This is a genomic window from Bacillus sp. WC2503, from assembly GCF_052682895.1.
Window position 1 is genome coordinate 1,929,663 of record NZ_JBQYMD010000001.1, and the last position, 18,870, is coordinate 1,948,532.

At 32.0% G+C, this 18,870-nt stretch carries 19 protein-coding genes and 4 pseudogenes; 17 read left to right on the plus strand and 6 right to left on the minus strand.

From position 1 onward, the window contains the following. Nucleotides 1-112: 112 nt before the first annotated feature. From ACUN26_RS09825 to ACUN26_RS09850, 6 genes and pseudogenes are all read left to right on the plus strand, one after another. Nucleotides 113-448, plus strand: coding sequence for a P27 family phage terminase small subunit (locus tag ACUN26_RS09825; protein WP_000124841.1), 336 nt, complete (start codon nucleotides 113-115; stop codon nucleotides 446-448). Further along, a pseudogene (locus tag ACUN26_RS09830) lies at nucleotides 445-1,467 on the plus strand (terminase large subunit domain-containing protein); the annotation flags it as partial. The gene ACUN26_RS09825 and the pseudogene ACUN26_RS09830, both read left to right, overlap by 4 nt. Beyond that, a pseudogene (locus tag ACUN26_RS09835) lies at nucleotides 1,452-2,075 on the plus strand (N-acetylmuramoyl-L-alanine amidase); the annotation flags it as partial. The pseudogenes ACUN26_RS09830 and ACUN26_RS09835, both read left to right, overlap by 16 nt. Nucleotides 2,076-2,116: 41 nt before the next feature. Continuing rightward, nucleotides 2,117-2,881, plus strand: a complete 765-nt coding sequence (locus ACUN26_RS09840) for an exosporium leader peptide-containing protein (RefSeq protein WP_002093742.1) — start codon at nucleotides 2,117-2,119, stop codon at nucleotides 2,879-2,881. A gap of 37 nt (nucleotides 2,882-2,918) precedes the next feature. After that, nucleotides 2,919-3,146, plus strand: a pseudogene (locus ACUN26_RS09845) (hypothetical protein); the annotation flags it as partial. Nucleotides 3,147-3,378: 232 nt separating this feature from the next. After that, nucleotides 3,379-3,882 (plus strand): hypothetical protein, encoded by a 504-nt coding sequence (locus ACUN26_RS09850; RefSeq protein WP_000343310.1) that lies wholly within the window; start codon nucleotides 3,379-3,381, stop codon nucleotides 3,880-3,882. Between the two features lie 605 nt (nucleotides 3,883-4,487). On the opposite strand, the gene ACUN26_RS09855 is transcribed toward ACUN26_RS09850, so the two are convergent. Beyond that, nucleotides 4,488-4,703 (minus strand): hypothetical protein, encoded by a 216-nt coding sequence (locus ACUN26_RS09855; RefSeq protein ID WP_097952700.1) that lies wholly within the window; start codon nucleotides 4,701-4,703, stop codon nucleotides 4,488-4,490. 310 nt (nucleotides 4,704-5,013) lie between these two features. Then, nucleotides 5,014-5,169 (minus strand): annotated as a pseudogene (locus ACUN26_RS09860) (DUF7852 domain-containing protein); the annotation flags it as partial. Nucleotides 5,170-5,492: 323 nt separating this feature from the next. Here ACUN26_RS09860 and ACUN26_RS09865 point away from each other — a divergent pair. From ACUN26_RS09865 to ACUN26_RS09875, 3 genes are all read left to right on the plus strand, one after another. After that, nucleotides 5,493-7,883: an RNaseH domain-containing protein gene (locus ACUN26_RS09865; RefSeq protein ID WP_000413657.1), complete on the plus strand. Its 2,391-nt coding sequence runs from the start codon at nucleotides 5,493-5,495 to the stop codon at nucleotides 7,881-7,883. A gap of 207 nt (nucleotides 7,884-8,090) precedes the next feature. Then, nucleotides 8,091-8,864, plus strand: a complete 774-nt coding sequence (locus ACUN26_RS09870) for a DUF3959 family protein (protein WP_000732195.1) — start codon at nucleotides 8,091-8,093, stop codon at nucleotides 8,862-8,864. A gap of 143 nt (nucleotides 8,865-9,007) precedes the next feature. Then, complete coding sequence (locus tag ACUN26_RS09875) at nucleotides 9,008-9,424, plus strand: DUF3995 domain-containing protein (protein ID WP_000905314.1); 417 nt, start codon at nucleotides 9,008-9,010, stop codon at nucleotides 9,422-9,424. Between the two features lie 191 nt (nucleotides 9,425-9,615). On the opposite strand, the gene ACUN26_RS09880 is transcribed toward ACUN26_RS09875, so the two are convergent. Then, nucleotides 9,616-9,807 carry a hypothetical protein gene (locus ACUN26_RS09880; RefSeq protein ID WP_087944425.1) on the minus strand — a complete coding sequence of 64 codons (192 nt, stop codon included), beginning with the start codon at nucleotides 9,805-9,807 and terminating at the stop codon, nucleotides 9,616-9,618. Between the two features lie 206 nt (nucleotides 9,808-10,013). Next, nucleotides 10,014-10,190, minus strand: coding sequence for a hypothetical protein (locus ACUN26_RS09885; protein ID WP_000227641.1), 177 nt, complete (start codon nucleotides 10,188-10,190; stop codon nucleotides 10,014-10,016). Nucleotides 10,191-10,420: 230 nt separating this feature from the next. Here ACUN26_RS09885 and ACUN26_RS09890 point away from each other — a divergent pair, with 230 nt between their 5' ends. Next, nucleotides 10,421-10,624 (plus strand): hypothetical protein, encoded by a 204-nt coding sequence (locus ACUN26_RS09890; protein ID WP_000878374.1) that lies wholly within the window; start codon nucleotides 10,421-10,423, stop codon nucleotides 10,622-10,624. A 359-nt stretch (nucleotides 10,625-10,983) separates the two neighbouring features. Here ACUN26_RS09890 and ACUN26_RS09895 read toward each other — a convergent pair whose 3' ends face one another. Continuing rightward, complete coding sequence (locus ACUN26_RS09895; protein WP_000416832.1) at nucleotides 10,984-11,196, minus strand: hypothetical protein; 213 nt, start codon at nucleotides 11,194-11,196, stop codon at nucleotides 10,984-10,986. A 297-nt stretch (nucleotides 11,197-11,493) separates the two neighbouring features. On the opposite strand from ACUN26_RS09895, the gene ACUN26_RS09900 reads away from it, so the two are divergent. The 6 genes from ACUN26_RS09900 to ACUN26_RS09925 all read left to right on the plus strand — a co-directional run bounded on the left by ACUN26_RS09900 (nucleotide 11,494) and on the right by ACUN26_RS09925 (nucleotide 16,840). Continuing rightward, nucleotides 11,494-12,498 carry a DUF1835 domain-containing protein gene (locus tag ACUN26_RS09900; RefSeq protein ID WP_000565712.1) on the plus strand — a complete coding sequence of 335 codons (1,005 nt, stop codon included), beginning with the start codon at nucleotides 11,494-11,496 and terminating at the stop codon, nucleotides 12,496-12,498. 142 nt (nucleotides 12,499-12,640) lie between these two features. Continuing rightward, nucleotides 12,641-13,045, plus strand: a complete 405-nt coding sequence (locus tag ACUN26_RS09905; protein ID WP_000282699.1) for a hypothetical protein — start codon at nucleotides 12,641-12,643, stop codon at nucleotides 13,043-13,045. A 159-nt stretch (nucleotides 13,046-13,204) separates the two neighbouring features. Continuing rightward, entirely contained in the window at nucleotides 13,205-14,440 is a 1,236-nt protein-coding gene (locus tag ACUN26_RS09910; RefSeq protein ID WP_000062111.1) for a cytochrome P450 family protein, read from the plus strand. 268 nt (nucleotides 14,441-14,708) lie between these two features. Further along, nucleotides 14,709-15,992, plus strand: a complete 1,284-nt coding sequence (locus ACUN26_RS09915) for an MFS transporter (RefSeq protein WP_000108180.1) — start codon at nucleotides 14,709-14,711, stop codon at nucleotides 15,990-15,992. Further along, nucleotides 15,982-16,611: a Vat family streptogramin A O-acetyltransferase gene (locus ACUN26_RS09920; protein ID WP_001069238.1), complete on the plus strand. Its 630-nt coding sequence runs from the start codon at nucleotides 15,982-15,984 to the stop codon at nucleotides 16,609-16,611. Before ACUN26_RS09915 ends, ACUN26_RS09920 begins: the two co-directional genes overlap by 11 nt. A gap of 73 nt (nucleotides 16,612-16,684) precedes the next feature. Continuing rightward, nucleotides 16,685-16,840, plus strand: a complete 156-nt coding sequence (locus ACUN26_RS09925; protein ID WP_000046090.1) for a DUF1540 domain-containing protein — start codon at nucleotides 16,685-16,687, stop codon at nucleotides 16,838-16,840. Between the two features lie 102 nt (nucleotides 16,841-16,942). Here ACUN26_RS09925 and ACUN26_RS09930 read toward each other — a convergent pair whose 3' ends face one another. After that, complete coding sequence (locus ACUN26_RS09930) at nucleotides 16,943-17,440, minus strand: PadR family transcriptional regulator (protein ID WP_000289114.1); 498 nt, start codon at nucleotides 17,438-17,440, stop codon at nucleotides 16,943-16,945. 141 nt (nucleotides 17,441-17,581) lie between these two features. Between ACUN26_RS09930 and ACUN26_RS09935 the strand changes: the two genes are divergently transcribed. Further along, a complete protein-coding gene (locus ACUN26_RS09935; protein ID WP_000378114.1) occupies nucleotides 17,582-18,796 on the plus strand; it encodes a cytochrome P450 in 1,215 nt (404 codons plus the stop codon). Nucleotides 18,797-18,870: the final 74 nt, after the last annotated feature.

An 18,870-nucleotide genomic window follows, 5' to 3' on the forward strand; every position in this document is an offset into this window, starting at 1 on the left:
CAAAAAATGCTCTAAGGGGCACCGGAGGAGGGGGTCGATTTTCTAAATTTATAAGTAAATTCGCGCGTTATATCAAATTGGAAAACGATGTAAATCAGAAGGGAGGGATATTGTGGCTAGAGTTAAGCGTGAAACAATGAGAAAAAGGATTGAAAAGGATTTAATAAATCAATTGAAAGAAAAAAAGATTGTAGGTAATCATTATGCTGACTTAATTCAAGATTATTTATCGCTGTGGGATTTAAAATGTATTCTTGTTGATGATATTGAAGAAACAGGAATAAAAGTATCCGGCATGCACGGTCCGAAATCCAATCCTTCTATTAATGATTTACATAAAACTAACGATCGAATGATAAAGATTTTAGATGCACTTGGATTAGAAGCATCGGCAGAAGAAAAGAAAGTTCCTTCAAAACCTGTGCGCTCTGCTAGAGATTTAACATGATTCAAAATGAATATGTAACTGAATATATTGAAATGTATCGAGCGGGAAAAATTAAGCTAAATAAAGAGCGCATAATGCTAATTGATTACCTAGAGAAATACATTTTAATACGTGATGATCTGTATTTCGATAATGAAATGCATGATGATTATATAAAGTTTACAGAGAAATGGTATTTTGAATTACAAACATTTCAGAAGTTTTTAACCGCTTTTGTTTTTCTTTTTTATGAAGAAGACGATTCGGTTTTTTACGAGCAGTTTCTAATTATGATGGCTCGTGGTGGCGGTAAAAATGGTTTGATTTCATCATTATGTCATTTCTTTATTAGTCCACTACACGGGATAGAACGCTACAATGTTTCAATTGTGGCTAACAACGAGAAGCAAGCTAAAGTTTCTTTTCGTGAAGTCTATGATGCTATTAAAGGAAAAGAAATACTAGAAGATATGTTTTATCGAACTAAGGTAGAGATACTGAGTAACGATACTCAAAGCATTATGCAATATCATACATCTAATGCTGGTTCTAAGGATGGACTTCGTGACGGTTGTGTTATTTACGATGAAATACATCGATATGAAAACTTTGATGTAGTAAATGTATTCTCTAGTGGACTTGGAAAAGTGCCAAATGCTAGAGAATTTTTTATTGGTACAGATGGTTTTGTTCGCGATGGGTTCTTAGACAAGACGAAAGAGCGAGCGATGAATATTCTAAAAGGCAAAGATTTAGAAGACCCATTGTTTCCCTTCATCTGCAAGATCGATAATCCAGAAGAAATTGATAATCCTGATGTGTGGGAAAAAGCAAATCCTATGTTCAGCGAGCCGAGAAGTTCTTACGCTAAACAATTATTTAAAAAGGTATTAACTCAATATAAACAATTAGAAAATAATCCTTCAAACCGTGAAGAATTTATAACAAAACGGATGAATTATCCCGAAACAGATTTAACAAAGTCTGTAGCTTCATGGGAAGAGATAATGCGTACTGGTTTTGAAGAAGATGGAGAAACGCGTTCGTTCATTATGCGGTTGACTGGAATGGAATAATCCAAATCGCAGATACAAAGTCCATTGCTTATGGTGGAGGTACTGCTGCTAATAAACGATTTGTACATGTAGAGTTATGCGAAACAGTGGACTATACAAAATTCAAACGCAGCTATGATAAATATGTTAAGTTACTAGCTAAAATCTTACGTGACCTTAGATTATCTGTAGAAAAAGGATTATGGACTCACTATGATGTAACGAAATACCTTGGTGGAACAGATTATGAAGATCCACTTGACTACTTAAAGTTTCATTTATTTTGTGCGGGCTGAAAGGGATGGTTGGTTAAATCTTGGTGGGGATCAGTGGATTAAGAACGATCCATCTTATGTGCAGTTTAATAAGAAAAGTACAGTTGATTCATCTATTGTAGGGAAGCGTGTGGTTTCTAAGGTTAATAATCTACGTTTCTATGATGCTCCATCTTGGCAGGTTTCGTAGATGCAGGTGAGGGATATACAATTGAAGGAAAGGTAAATATGGACGGTTCACTACAATTTAAGGTGCACCATTGTATAGGGAAAACATATTATATTACGATTAATGAAGTTTATGTGTATGTAAGATAACTGTATTACTACAATATAGTACAATCATAGGAGGTAGTTATGTGTTTGATAAAAATGAAATACAAAAGATAAATGGGATACTTCAAGCAAATGCATTAAATCCAAATGTAATTGGCCCTACACTTCCCCCAATCCCACCATTTACTTTACCAACCGGTCCCACGGGTCCAACAGGAGGGACAGGCCCAACGGGAGGAACGGGTCCAACAGGAGGGACAGGCCCAACGGGAGGAACGGGTCCAACAGGAGACACAGGCCCAACGGGAGGAACGGGTCCAACAGGAGACACAGGCCCGACAGGAGCAACTGAAGGTTGTCTTTGTGATTGCTGTGTTTTACCTATGCAAAGCGTTTTACAACAACTTATTGGAGAAACTGTTATTCTTGGCACTATTGCAGACACACCCAACACGCCCCCACTTTTCTTTCTATTTACTATCACTTCCGTGAATGATTTTTTAGTTACAGTTACAGATGGCACTACAACCTTTGTGGTCAATATTTCTGATGTAACAGGAGTAGGTTTTTTACCACCAGGACCACCTATAACATTACTTCCACCTACCGATGTAGGATGCGAGTGTGAATGTCGTGAACGACCAATTAGACAGTTACTGGATGCGTTTATTGGATCTACAGTGAGTCTTTTAGCAAGTAATGGTTCTATTGCAGCGGATTTTAACGTGGAACAAACGGGACTTGGTATAGTACTAGGGACATTACCTATAAATCCAACTACAACTGTTAGGTTTGCTATTTCAACTTGTAAAATTACAGCTGTGAATATAACTCCTGCTACGATATAGTGGATTTCTTTCAGAAGTATCTGTTCCTAATAGATTAAAAAGCAGAGTAGACAATCTACGTTTCTATAATGCTCCATCTTAGCAGGATAAAGATGGAGCTGGTTCTGTAGATACAGGATTGGGATTTATAATTGATGCAAAAGTGAGTGTCAATGGTTCGCCACAGTATAAAGTACATAACAGTAAAGGAAAAACATACTATACTACTACAAATGAAGCCTATGTATTTACTCATCTAACACAATGTATCTTCATGATTAATTAGCTGTGTCCTCTTGCTCTTTCTAAATCCTCTATCTGTAAATTCTCCACAACTATATTATTGGCGTACAATAATTAGGTAAATGTGTCTAAATGGTTTTCTAAGCGTACAAAATTCCCAAATTGATATGGTAAGTTTATGAAAATAATAGTGAAAAATAATATATATGTCTAATACACTATCGAGTTTTATCCATATTATCTTATTAAGAATTACAAAAGGAGGTGGAAAAAGAATGGACGAGCATATACAACCTCAACTTTCACCGCCATGGATCACATATTTTAATGAACTTAGAAATTCAGTAGGAGCTGATCCAACTGTAACAGTAGGTCCGCTAATACCGACTGATGGAAATTTTATTATTTTAGTACAAACTACGGATTTTGAAAAAGCGATTACATTAGCTACACTTCTTAAACCTACAGTGCAATTTGGCAATGTAACTATTATTGTTAGTGTTATTGGGGATGGGATTGTAAATCCAATTCCTTATCCTTTAGACGCTTTTGAACTTGTACAAGTTGTTGTACAGCCGCAGTTCTCGGGTGGAGCGAATGTTGTTTTTCCAGTTTTTTCTGCAGAAGTAATACAGTTTTTTAATGATGATATATCTAATCTGTGTCAAACTTTCACAGAAGTCGCTGCAAAAGTTTTTCGTGATGTAATGAATGATGCAATATGCGGTATACCGATTTTATACTCGACAAGTTGTAGTACAAGTACTGAAACTACATAATTTATTGGTGAAAAAACTGATCAAAATAAAGAAATACAACCAAAATTGTTTTATTAATTTAAAAGAGACATTTCCAATTTTAGGAGATGTCTTCTTTCATTTGTAAAACGAATACATGTCCTAAGAAATTTACTTCATTTATAAAAATTCTTATATATGATTAATAGAATAATTATAAAAAGTGCTAACAAGTTTGCAAACGAACTTACTAACACATATAAGAAATAGATAAAAAATATCGCTGATATGTCACCTTCAAATATAGACTTAATCATATAGAAAACACTAATACTGAATACTCATAAAATCATTCGTGATATCAAAGATAGATAATGTATTCAAGGAATTTTGATACCCGATATATCTAGAAGTCCATAATAAGTTTTTGAGAGTGTACGTACTAAAAAATATAGGCTGGTTAATAAAATTTTATTAAAATGCTGAAACTTCGATAGTCGCGGTTGTTATTAAAGTGATTGGGATAGTAAAGGTAATTGTATTTGTTGCTCCACCAGAAATAGTAAGTACGCCAGTGTCAATTACCCTATCGGTAAGAATTAATGTTGGTAGATCCGTATTACCGGTAGGTCCAATTGAACCTGGATTTAATGCGGTGGTATTGGTTTTAACTCGACTTCAAATAATTCACTTTCAAGTTCATTAAGTGCAAACATTGATACAGGGTATGGAGATGTATTAGACAAAATTTGTGATGAAATAGGTTCTCCTAATGATGAGAAAAATGTAACAAACACTTGTGAAAGTGGAGGGACCATAATGATAATACGATCAGTTTTTTGTAACGTATGAACCAACTCCAAAATTATATAGTTTATAAGAATTCAAAACTATATTCGATAAATATGAAGATATTTTTATTAAGGTTTTTCCATTAGTGAATTGAGAAAATTAATACATTCTATCTTTCTATGAGTGGGGGGTATACAATAGCGTATGCTTGTCCAATTTATATGTGAGAAGCTAACTAAAATTTTACTGGTTTCAGGATTTATATGAGTGATTATAGCATTATTAGTCATACTAATAAGGGTAAGACCGCATGTCCATCAACTTAATTTTTAAGTAGGTCAATTTTGAACAATAAGAAATTCTATTAGTTACAAATGGCTAGTTTAATTCTGTAGGACAAGGTGAAATGTCTAATTCGAAAAATTGAGCGCTGACTAATTCACAATACGGTTGTTCGTTATAAAACACTGTATTTTCGAAGAAGTATTTGTCTAAACGTGGTAAATCACCATTTTTAGGCTTAATAAAGTGAGACGTAATTGGATAAAGAATAGAGGAATTGCTAGTAAGTATAGGCAATACTTTTTTTATATTTGTTTTTTGTAAAATTATTGTAAAATATAAATACAGTATATAAATATATAGTATATAATGTGTACGTAATATGTTTGAGATGTTAGGGGTGATGTATATGATAATTACGTGTAACTTTTAAAAGTGTTTCTTTAATAACGTATTATTCTAATAAATAGTTTTAAATTCTTCTTTTAGATAGTTAGTTTTAAATTGATTAGATTAAGTAATTGTTATTTCTCATTTTTTGATAATCAAGACAAATGAAGAGAGGAAGTACTCAATACATGGAAAAATTACGGTTATTAACATTTAAAAATATAGTAGAGCCACTTTTAAAGGAACATGTCTCATTTATATATTTTCCTATTGAATGGCTAGACATTGTAGAGATACATTATAAGACATTTTTATTAACTAGTAAGTTAAAGCGTTTAAATGAAAGATTGTATGATATGTTTTCTGATATATTGTTTATTCAGCATAATCCGTATGTATTAAATGAAAATACGCCATGGATTGTGTCAAAAGAACCAATTAGGCAAGAACAACTTGATTATATATTTCAAAGTTGGTATGAGGTCATTCATGATTGGAAACCGAATCAATTAATGGAACCGCCAAAATATGAATGGCATGACGATTTGATTTCGAATGTAACAGTATTACATGATAGTGAAACGTTTTCTAAATGGGTACCCGCATTAATTTCACATGTTTTTTGTGTACAACCTATACGAATTGAGAATAAAAATGAAGAAATCTATTTTTCTCCACTTCGATCACAAAATATTTGTGAGGCAATGTCAGAGCCGATTAAAGATGAAAAAACACAAGACTTTTTCGCCTATGTATACCGATTTGAATGTATAACTCGTGGTGGTGAGAATATTCCATTATTAAAGGTTACAGTAGGTATTCGGAGATTCTACCAAGAATATAACCATCCCGATATCCCTTTACTTTTGCGACGAAAACGAGGCATGATATTGATTTCTACTTCAGAATTTGCATCAGATAATAAAAAAATGCGGTTTGTAAAGTTAAAAGTACAACAAGCTACAAACGGTATGAAATGGATTAAGTTATTTAGAACATTAAAAGATGATTTTCAAATAGGTGGAGAAATTGAATTAGACCATATTGTCCAATATCCGAAAGATTATATTGTCGGAACAAATAGAAGAGTATTACTTCCGTATAATGAGAGAATATATAAAGTGCAAGGTACTAAAAAAAAGCTAGGTATAAAAGTAAAGGAGAAAGGATATCTATTTAAAGAATTTCAGCGGAAATTCTCTCATTTCACATTACTGCCAGAATGCAAAAGGGTAGCAACAAATAATGAAAATGAATTATTTCCTTTATTTGCACCAAAAGGATTAGAGACCATAACATTAGAAATTTGGTCCGAAAATATAGTATTGGAAATAGAACAAGCATTATTTGATAGTGAAATAGTTTTAGCTAAAATAGGAGAAACATCTTATGTAGTAAATGCAGATTCACCAGTATTATTAAAGATTGTAAGATTTAATATGGAAAAAGTGTTACAAAATCCATATAAAATGCAGTATTGCCAAAAATATAAAACAAATCTTGTAGATGATGTTGTAAAAGCAGTTCATGCTACGGCAGGTAAGCGAAGTGATACGACGTTAGCATTAATTGCAATGAAGAAGTGTGATGGAAGAGAGAAGATTGATCCGAAACAAATTATTCGTGAAGGGTTTGCACGAACAAAACGTATTTCAACATTTATTAATTTATTTATAGGTCAAAGTGTATCTCGTGAAACAATTGTAACTAGTATTTTTAATTTATTAGAACAAAAAGGATTTTTGAAAGGCAATTGGAATAAGAGGAATTTACCTTGTACATATGTCAATTTATCAGTTGAACGAATCTCGAAGTTTGATTTCTTACCTATTATTTCAAAAATAAAAGGTAAAGAAATATCATATAAATTATATGGGGATACGGATTCGGAGTGGCAACCGATCGACTATATGTTATTACAAATAAATAAACATAATGTATTTTTACCACAACCATCAAAAAGAAATGATGTGGGTGCCCGTTTTAAGGAATTTGTATCTGAAACATTAATGGGAATGTTACAACATGCGCAAAAGGAAAATGAACAAGTTTATTTCATTGTAGATGCGAATTTGAGAAAATATTGGATTAAAGAGTTGCAAAATGAAAAAATTAATATAGATATTGCACCTGAGATTATTCCAGATATATTAAAGGTTCCGAATTTAAACGTTATAAGAATAAATACTGCTTTTGATGTACCAAGCTTTGTTGTAATAGATCGTGAAAATGATATGGATAGAACTGGATTATATGCGGATCAAACAGGGATGTATTATAGCACTGGTGAATATCGATTAAATTGTAGTGACACAATTCAACAATATATACTTGAAATTCTACCATTAGGTGTAAAACATGTAGAAAGGGAATATATCGCTAAAATGATACATTTCATGTGTTGTAATTCAAGTATACTTCCGGAAAAAAATGTGCATATGCCATATTCTATGCATATGGCTAAAGTAATAAAGAGTTATGCCACTGATATAGATGCAAGAGAGTTTAAAGAATTCGATGATGAATTAGATGTTGATGTAATAAAGAGAGAAAAGAAAGATTCAATAGTGCTAATTTAAATAATAGTAAATAAATCCTGTTCGTTATACTGATCAGAATTTGTCATTTGTTCATGTAAATATAGCTATCCTTTGTCATGTATCTTTTCTATTTTGTATTTACTTTATAAACATTCAGGATTAAGATGTTTTTTAGAAATACAAAAACTGAATCACATGGAAAATTAATTTTAAAACTTAATAGAAATTTGAAAGGAATGGGGAATTGTGAAGAAATTAGATGTATTATTAATGCTACTGAGCGGCCTCTTTCCAATTGCAGGAATGTTAAAGCAAATCCCTCTTGAACAATCTTTATATATTGGAGGACTTTTATTTTTTACTAGTTTCGGTAGTTACTTTGCAAAAAAGATATATTCACGTATATGTAGCTGGATAGCATATGCACCATTTATAACACTACTGTTAGTTATTTGGAATCAGGATATTTCAACAAGTGCTATAATAGCAAATGCCAAAATTGCCGCCTGTATCGCTTTAATACCTTGTATATTTCGCTTTCGTACATACGGGCTTACTTTAGGTTTATTCTCATTATGGGCCGCTTTATTATGGGATATAAAGGAAGTACAGTCGTTAGTCATACTTGAGCGTATGACGAGTTTAATGACAAGCAATTACGTATATCTTCTACTCTTAGCTGGAGGACTTATATTAGGTGGATTACTTGCGACGTTAATACACCGTAAAGAGAAGGATAATAATAAAGAAAATATAAATCTATTTCACCAAAAAAAGAAACGCAAAAAACTATCATTTAAGATGCCACTTCCAAGATTACCGAAATTTAAGATGAAATTATTTAAGTTTGGTGGAAAAGGTTCTAAACGTAAAACGCCAGAAAAAATACGTAAGCATAATTACGAAGAATCAGCTCCAGCTGTAACATATGAAATGTCGGAGCAAATAGATCAATATAAAGAAGATACTGTTCAAGGACAAACGAGGATGGAACGTCGTAAAAATAGGTATAATGCATAATAAATTTCAGTAAACCTTTAATGATTTATCGTTAAATTGATAAATTATTAAAGGTTTTTTATGTAATTAAATATAGATTGCCAATGAGAAATTCATAGCATATTCTAAAGTTGAGGACTTAAATAAAATAATGGGAGGACAAAATGCTTATTATTGCATATATTTCTGTCTGTATATTATTTTCAGTTAGTTTTTTACATATTTATTGGGCTTTCGGGGGTAAGTGGGCGACAAATAGTGTCATTCCAACTAAAGCTGGAGAAAAGGCGTTTACACCAGGTGTAGGAATGACATTGTTCATTGCGTTATTATTAAGTATGGCAGCAATGATTTTATTACAACAAACAAATATTGTTCATTTCAAAGTTCCCAATATTTTTATTCAAATGGGATCCTGGGTTTGTATGGTTGTTTTTTTCATAAGAGTAATTGGTGAGTTTCATTATTTTGGTATCTTTAAACGAAAAAAAGGTACGCAGTTTGCTAGAATGGATACTGTTTTATATATACCACTTTGTGCATTTTTATCATTATCCTTTTTATTATCAATTATAAAGTGAACTTAGGAAAGATAATCATGTAATGTATTTAGTATATAAAGATACGGATATTAAATAAGAGGTTTCTGTGCAATCAGAAACCTCTTATTTTTTGTGATTGTAAACATCGGTTATTAGGGAGCTTATTTATTTAATTAAGATAATAGAATGTTTATATTTGAAAGAAATGAATTGGGATTTAGTTATTACTTCTATGAATGATGCATTTTCTTCATTTTTTTGGTCCCTAAAATACAACTAATAATTGCGAGTAATGCATTTGAAGAAATAAAGTTTACAGTCCAATAAATTCCTGTTCCAGCGATTATATCGATAATTATAAATCTTTTAATTGCCGAACTTTTGACTACATGAAAAACAAATTGATTGTTATCCAATGTTATCACATCCCTTATCTAATATATGACAAGGCATGCTTGTTCTAGTCTCCATGATAGATAATACACAAAAGAGTAATTAGCAGAAGCATATAAAGTAGTTATATATAAAGGATAACTTATTGGAAGTTAAATTCTTAAATTCAGTGAAAAAAATAAAAATCATAATTTATCCTGTGTTATTGATGGAATATTATGTTTTACTTAAGAGGTTATGCGGAAAGTTTGAAGAAAAATTCTTTCATTAAAAGTACGATTCCTAGCAGAAACAAGACTTCAATTGAGAACCAAAACATACTTTTTTGAGGTTTTTTAAACTCCATAATAATTGATGAAAATAAAAAAATTGCAATCAGTATGATGATTAAGAGTCGGATTATATCAACCATTCATAACACTCCTATTATTTAATCAATACTATTATATAATCTTTTCCAAAGATATAGAATTCTAGAAACGTTTTATTGTAATTTTAATAAATAGAATAAACGGTGTATATTATCTGTTTTTCTGCAAATTATTTCAAACGTGTAGTGGAAAGTGATAAATCCACGTTTTAATAAAAGGATGTAAGCGTATTCTTAGCGAATTATAGATAATTAAGAGAGGCGGTGACACTATGAAATATGTAAAAGTTAGCATGAATGGTGGAAGTGAGCACAAGTTCTCAATGACTTTAGAACGATTTGAAGAGCTTATTACTACAGAGAATGGATTATTAGAAAATAAATTAGTTTGTATTGAAAATGTAATGATTAACCCAACTAATATATCTTCCGTAGTTGAAAAAATTGGTGTACCTGCTAAATTTATGGAAGTTTAAAGGTAATTAGATAAAAAACATCCATGGGGATGTTTTTTGTTTATAAATAAAGTAATTGTACAATGAATATATGAGCAGATTTTAATAGTAATCATGTAGGCTATCAAGAATGAATGGATATAGAAAGGTCTTTTCTAGCGCTCCAATGTGTATGTATCTCTTTGGCATCTAGATATTGTGCTTTTTCATGCACAATGTAATACGTACAAGCATATAGTATGTAATAGGACAAGATCTTCGTGTCCTACTAAATACTCAGAAAAAACCTCTAATCACATTAGAGCATCCAATAGCAGGGTGCTCTTATTTTTTATGGAAAATGTAGCTTCATAAAGGTTTCGTTTCAATTATAGTTTTCATTAACTTTTGATTTTAAACTTATCTTTAACGTTAATAAATATTATGGTTAATATAATAGCAATAATTAAATTAGACAAATAGAAATTTTGGTGAATCAGTAGTTCGAAGATGACATCGAATGTATACAATAAAGCGACAGCAGGTAATATACAAATAAATATAAATCTCCAATTTTTTAAATAATGTTTATAATTAGTAAGTACTTTCTCCATTCATATTGCTCCTGTATTTTTTATTTTCTATATAATTATACATTTAAATAAAAAGATTTACAAAGTATTTAAAAATATTTAGCAACTAATGTGATTTTGGGAGATAGATAAGGAGAAAGCAAAAAACATTATAGATCTATAGATTGAGAGAAATATAGAGAAAGCTTTTGTTAAAAACTTAGATGGTTGCAGCAATATGTGTAATAAACGATTTGGCTTTAAAAAGACTTTTAAACATCTAGACTAAAATGATACACTATAATCTACGTTATTTTAGAAATGAATAGAGGGATTTATATGATAGATAAAATTAAAAATGTTGTTGAGGATATGTATGAAGATGAAGCAAAACATTTACTTCAAAGTATTCTCATACAGTTAGATGTATTAGACGGTAATTATAGCGAAGATATGCTAAAAAATTTAACGAATATCCCTAAGCAATTGACGAGTCATACAACTCAGGAAAAGAATTTAGAAGAAAGTACACACATTCATATTGCCTTTGATGATTCAACAGCTGGATGTTTAAAATATATGTTGAAACAAGAAGGATTACACGAGGAGAATGTTGTTTCATACTCTGAATTCTTTTCAATTGGTCCCATACATCAATTACATACGAATGAAGGTCAATTAGAAAGGTCACAGTGGTTATTAAATAACTTAACTTCTTATGATTGTTATTTTGAAGAAGAGTATTTACCAAGATTTAAGGAGACTTTAGAAGAGCTACATTCAATTCCGAATGAAACACCGATTACCATTTGGAAGGCGGATAATGCCCATGAGCATGTAGGACTTTGTTTTGCAATTGCTCAATTAAAAGATAAGAAAAATATTCGTGTTATAAATACTTCTGAAGCGAGTAGAGAAATATTAAAACAAGATTATGATATTCGTGGAACTGGAGAATTATCTCCTGAAATTTTAGCTCTTTTTCTAAAACATTTTGTGGAATTTCCGTATTTAACTGAAGAGAAGCGAATGAAGTTTGCACATGAGTGGGATATATTATCGCAAAGCATGGAGTTTTTAAGAGTTTGGAAAGACGATGAAGTGCATTCTGTACAAGAAGGTTATTTTGATCAATTCATTATTGAGTGTGCAAAAAATGTAGGAGCAGATAAAGAATTTCATAAAGCTCCGAGAGTAATAGGTGAAGCACTTGGTCTTGCAGATCAATTGGTTGGGGATACGTTTTTGGAATATCGCTTGAAAGAATTAATTAAGCAAGAAGTATTTGAATATGAAGGTTCATTAGATCAAATGCGTTTTTATAGTGTGAAGTTAAAAAAATAATAAATATATCCAGTGTATGAAAAAGTTCGTATTTTTAAAATGCGAACTTTTTTCAATTGAATTTAGGCTATACATAAGCTTCCTATAGTTAACGAATTACATATGAATGTTAAAGGAAATGAAAAGAAGGTGATTTGTTAATATGTATAATCAACAAAACTATCCATATGATCAAGGGATGTATTATAATCCACAAAACTACGGTTATGAATCTACAAATGAAGTGAGAGATATTGAACAAGAAGATTACAGACCAGATGATGCGGAAGATGCTCCAACGTCACCACCACCGTCACAAGCTCCGTCGTTACCGTCCACATTTGCTTCTCCTGCACAAGCAGGTAATATGAAATCATGGATGTGTAACTGTCTAGGAAGATGGGGCTATTTACGTTTACATCGATCTGGGCCTTTCGGAAGAGATTTATGGTTCTTTCCAACTGAGGTAAGAAGAAACGGGGTTTCAGGTTATACTTGGCAAGGTGGTCGCCGTCGTAAAGTAAGTTACCGATATCAACAAATTAGTAACTTTATGTGCTTCGCATAAAGAAAAGTGAGCGAGTAGAATACTTTTACTCGTTCACTTTTTTATTTTTCAATATACGAAGTAAGATTTTAATTAAAAATTTACAATTTTCACGTTTTTATTAGAGTATAATGCATATGTTGGTTGATTTTCAAAAACAAGTGAGAGTGAGGGAATGCAATGTCAATGAAAAACAAAGTGGGCCTAAGAATAGAGGATGGCATTAATTTAGCTTCAGCTCAGTTTAAAGAAGATGCGTATGAAATTTATAAAGAATCGAGAAAAGTGCAGCCTATATTATTTGTAAATCAAATTGAAATCGGTAAAGAATGGCTCATTACAAGATATGAAGATGCTTTGCCGCTTTTAAAAGATAATCGCTTAAAAAAAGATCAGGCAAATGTGTTTCCTCAAGATACAAAGAACATGTATCTTTCCGTTGACAATAGTGATCATTTAACAACGCACATGTTAAATTCGGACCCACCTAACCATAGTCGTTTACGATCTTTAGTTCAAAAAGCTTTTACACCGAAGATGATTTCACAGTTAGACGGAAGAATTCAGAGAATAGCGGATGATTTAATAAGTGAAATAGAGCGAAAAGGTACATTAAATCTTGTGGATGATTATTCATTCCCATTACCGATTATTGTAATAAGTGAGATGCTTGGAATTCCAAAAGAGGATCAAGCGAAATTTAGAATTTGGTCTCATGCTGTCATTGCATCGCCAGAAACACCTGAAGAAATAAAAGAAACCGAAAAACAACTATCTGAGTTTATTACATATCTTCAATATATAGTTGATGTAAAACGAAAAAATCCAAAAGAAGATTTGGTTAGTGCGTTAATACTTGCAGAAAATGAAGGGCAGAAACTTAGTGCTCGAGAGCTATATTCAATGATCATGTTATTAATTGTAGCCGGACACGAGACAACAGTGAATTTAATAACAAATACGGTATTAGCACTTCTTGAAAATCCGAAGCAATTACAGTTATTAAAAGATAATCCGAAATTAATTGATTCAGCTATTGAGGAAGGATTGCGTTATTATTCTCCAGTTGAGGTGACAACTGCAAGATGGGCGGCTGAGCCGTTTCAAATTCATGACCAAACAATCCAAAAAGGAGATATGGTTATTATCGCATTAGCTTCCGCAAACCGTGATGAAACAGTATTTGAAAACCCAGAAGTATTTGATATTATGCGTGAGAATAACCGTCACATTACTTTCGGACATGGTAGTCATTTCTGTTTAGGAGCTCCACTTGCTAGGTTAGAAGCAAAGATTGCTATTACTACTCTGTTTAAAAGAATGCCTGAACTACAAATAAAGGGCGATCGTGAAGATATTAAATGGCAAGGAAATTATTTAATGCGTTCTTTAGAGGAATTGCCTTTGACTTTCTAGAATAGTTAAAATGAGACATGCATACATTGAAAATGTTTTACATAGAGTATGTATGTGTAATTTAAATTCGAAACGGAAGGGTGAAACTATCCCAATGATCAACTAATTCTATTTTTAAGAGATCTTCGTTAAAAAACGAAATATTCTTCTGAATAGGATTAGTATGTACATATATAGAAAAGGGATGTGTTTCGCACTGCGAAAAATATAGTCTTTTCATATGATTTGTGCTGCCTCCTGTTCAGAACATGAAATAGGAGGCTTTTTTATGTCGACGACTATAGAACCGAAACAAAATCATGGGGTATCACAAGTATTGAAAAATCGATTTGTACAGGGAATTCTTGCATCAGCATTATTTTTACAAATAGGAATATGGGTTCGAAACTTTGCGGTATTATTGTATGTTATGGAAATGACGAAAGGTGATGCTTTCGCTATATCAATGATTTCAGTTGCTGAATTCGCCCCGATTTTTATATTCTCATTCATTGGTGGAACTTTTGCTGATAGGTGGAAGCCGAAGAGGACAATGATATGGTGTGAAACGTTAAGTTCTATTTCAGTATTCGCTGTATTAATTACACTTATGTTTGGAACGTGGAAAATTGTGTTTTTTGTGACGCTAATCTCTGCAATCCTTTCGCAGTTTTCTCAACCATCTGGAATGAAGTTGTTTAAACAACACTTATCGACGGAACAAATTCAATTAGCAATGTCGATATATCAAACGATTTTTGCGATATTTATGGTGTTAGGACCAATTCTCGGAACATTTATTTTTCATAGTTTTGGAATTTATATTTCAATCATTATAACAGGTATCGCGTTTTTACTTGCTGCAGGTGTATTGTTATTTCTTCCAAAAGATCTTGAAAACGAAGCAGAAAAGAAAGACATCACGCTGTTGCAGGAAATGAAGGATGGTATTAAATACGTCAAAAAGAAAAAAGCATTAACTTTACTTGGATTATGTTTTATGGCAGCAGGACTAGGAATAGGCTTAATTCAGCCACTAGGCATATTTATTGTAACTGAGCAGTTAGGGTTATCAAAAGAGAGTTTACAATGGTTACTAACAGTAAATGGCGCAGGGATGATTGTTGGCGGAGCTTTAGCGATGGTATTCGCAAAAAACGTTGCGCCGCAAAAAATGTTAATCGTAGGTATGCTTGGTCAGGCTATTGGAATTGGTATAATTGGTTACTCCACAAATTTATGGGTGACACTTACGGCACAACTTTTTAGTGGGTTAGCTCTACCGTGTATTCAAATAGGTATAAATACACTTATTATACAAAATAGCGATACGGATTTTATTGGTAGAGTAAATGGCATTTTAAGTCCACTGTTCACCGGTTCAATGGTAGTAACGATGAGTATTGCTGGTTCATTAAAGGAGATGTTTTCGTTAAGTATGATGTACGAGGGGACGGCTCTACTATTTGTTATTGGATTATTGTTTATTTTACCTATATACAATTTAAAGCCAGTAATAGCAGTAGAAAGTGAAATGAATGGTAAAGGAAGTGCTGTGCAACATGAATCCTAATCCAAACGTTAAATACCCAATTGAAGGAAATCAAAACGTTCATTTTATAAAAAATACAATAACGAAATCTAATATACTTGTTGGTGACTATTCTTATTATGATGCGAAACATGGGGAAACATTAGAAGATCGAGTATTATATCATTATGAATTTATCGGAGATCGTCTCTTCATTGGCAAGTTTTGCTGTATTGCATCTGGAGTTACCTTTATTATGAACGGAGCGAATCATCGAATGGATGGATTTTCAGCTTATCCGTTTAATATTTTTGGGAATGGATGGGAGAAGTTTACACCAGATTTGTCTGATTTACCGTATAAAGGAGATACAGTTATAGGAAATGACGTTTGGATTGGTATGGATACAACGATTATGCCCGGAATTAAAATAGGAGATGGTGCAATCATTGCAGCGAAATCTGTTGTGACTAAAGATGTCGCACCATATACAATTGTTGGTGGAAACCCTGCAAATAAAATAAAAGAGAGATTTTCAAATGAAATAATAGAAGAATTATTGCAAATTCAATGGTGGCATTTTGACATTGAAAAGATAACTGAAAATATCGATGCTATTGTACGAGGGCATATAGAAACATTAAGAAAGCTAAAAAGGTAATAAAAAATAGATGACAAAGAGTATCATACCTCCGAATTTTGTTAATGATAATAGAACAAGGAGGTGTGATACTATGGCACAAGACGTTTTATGTGAAGTAAACAATTGTAAATTTTGGGCTAACGGTAATAAATGTAGTGCAGATGCAATTTATGTAGTTAGTCATAAAGGGAAACAAGCATCTACAACGGAAGAAACAGATTGCAAAACTTTCGATCCAGAATTGTAAATTTTTGAAGGGTAGCCAAATAGTGGTTGCCCTTTTATTAATACTAGTATTGATAATAAATCTCATTTTCATTCATTATTTTTAACTTTTTCTGTTATTTTTTTATATTTTCTTCATAAGTGATGTAATCCAACGTAGTTCATGCTCAATACGTGATTTAGTAAATTCAACAACTTCTGTAATAAAAGGTGAGACAACGTCACGGGATTGGATGGCTGTAAGTTGTTTTTGAAGAACGTTTTGGCGCGTAGTTAAAATTTTTATTCTAGCCTCGTAATCAAGTTTGTCGAAAAGCGCGATACGTACAAGGACCTCAGTGTTGTTTGTCGCAATCTTTTCGGGGAATTCTCTTAACATTTCATAAAAAATTTCTTCTCCTCTTTCTGTTATATTGTACATATTTCGGTTTGGTTTTCCGACTTGTTTCTGTACATTTTTCATTATGGCTCCCATGTTTTCAAAACGCCGAAGAGTAGGGTAAAGCATGTTATGATTTAATTCAAAATTATTGCCTAACCGATTTTGAATATTTTTCTTTATTTCATAGCCATGTTTTGGCCCTGTTGTTAATTCTGCAAGTAATAAAATATCAACATACATAAAAAAGCCTCCTCATATATTTCTCAAGTTTTCATTTGAAAAGTTTTGCTATGTATATGTTAAAATAACATATGTTAGTTTATACAACTTTGAATTACCTACCTATCACTTTTATTGTAAAAGAAAAGGGAGGAAAGAACTATGGATTCACCTGAAAATGTTATTTTAGTTCATGAAATTTCAAAGCTAAAAACAAAAGAAGAGCTGTGGAACCCGTATGGATGGTATCAATTTATGAGGGATAATCACCAAGTACATTATGATGAAGAGCAAGATGTTTGGAATGTTTTTTTATATGAGGACGTGAATCGTGTTTTATCAGACTATCGCTTATTTTCAAGTAGAAGGGAGCGGAGACAATTCGCAATCCCTCCTTTAGAAACTAGAATAAATATAAACTCTACAGATCCGCCAGAACACCGTAACGTACGTTCAATTGTTTCTAAAGCATTTACTCCAAGAAGTTTAGAACAGTGGAAACCTCGTATACAAGCTATTGCAGACGAACTTGTAAAAAATATAAAAAAGTATGATGAAGTTAATATTGTTAATCAATTTGCTGCACCTTTACCTGTTACCGTTATATCAGACCTATTGGGAGTACCTACTACAGACCGTAAACAAATTAAAGAATGGTCTGATATTTTATTTATGCCGTATAGTAAAGAAAAGTTTAATGATCTGGATGCCGAGAAAGGGATCGCATTAAATGAATTTAAAGCATATCTTTTACCGATCGTTCAAGAAAAAAGATATCATTTAACCGATGATATTATTTCAGATTTAATACGAGCTGAATATGAAGGTGAAAGATTAACCGATGAAGAAATTGTAACTTTTTCATTAGGTTTATTAGCAGCTGGTAATGAAACGACTACAAATTTAATTATTAATAGTTTTTATTGCTTTTTAGTGGATTCACCTGGAATTTATCAAGAATTAAGAGAAGAACCTAAATTAGTTGCAAAAGCGATTGAGGAAGTATTACGCTATCGCTTTCCTGCTACATTAGCTCGGAGGATTACAGAGGATACAAACATATTTGGTCCTTTAATGAAAAAGGATCAAATGATTGTTGCATGGGTTAGTGCAGCAAATTTAGATGAGAACAAATTCTCACATGCTTCTAAGTATAATTTACACCGCATAGGAAATGAAAAACATTTAACCTTTGGTAAAGGTCCGCACTTTTGCTTAGGGGCACCGCTTGCACGTTTAGAAGCGGAGATTGCATTAAGTACCTTTATAAATGCTTTCGAAAAAATAGAGTTATCTCCATCTTTTAATTTAGAAAGATGTATATTGAAAAATGAGCAAACTTTAAAATATTTACCTATTCGCTTAAAAACTCAATAAAACGTTCAACAAGGTACATTGTATTGTACCTTGTTTTTTTATTTCTCAATTGTAAAATTTTGGTGTGTTTTATA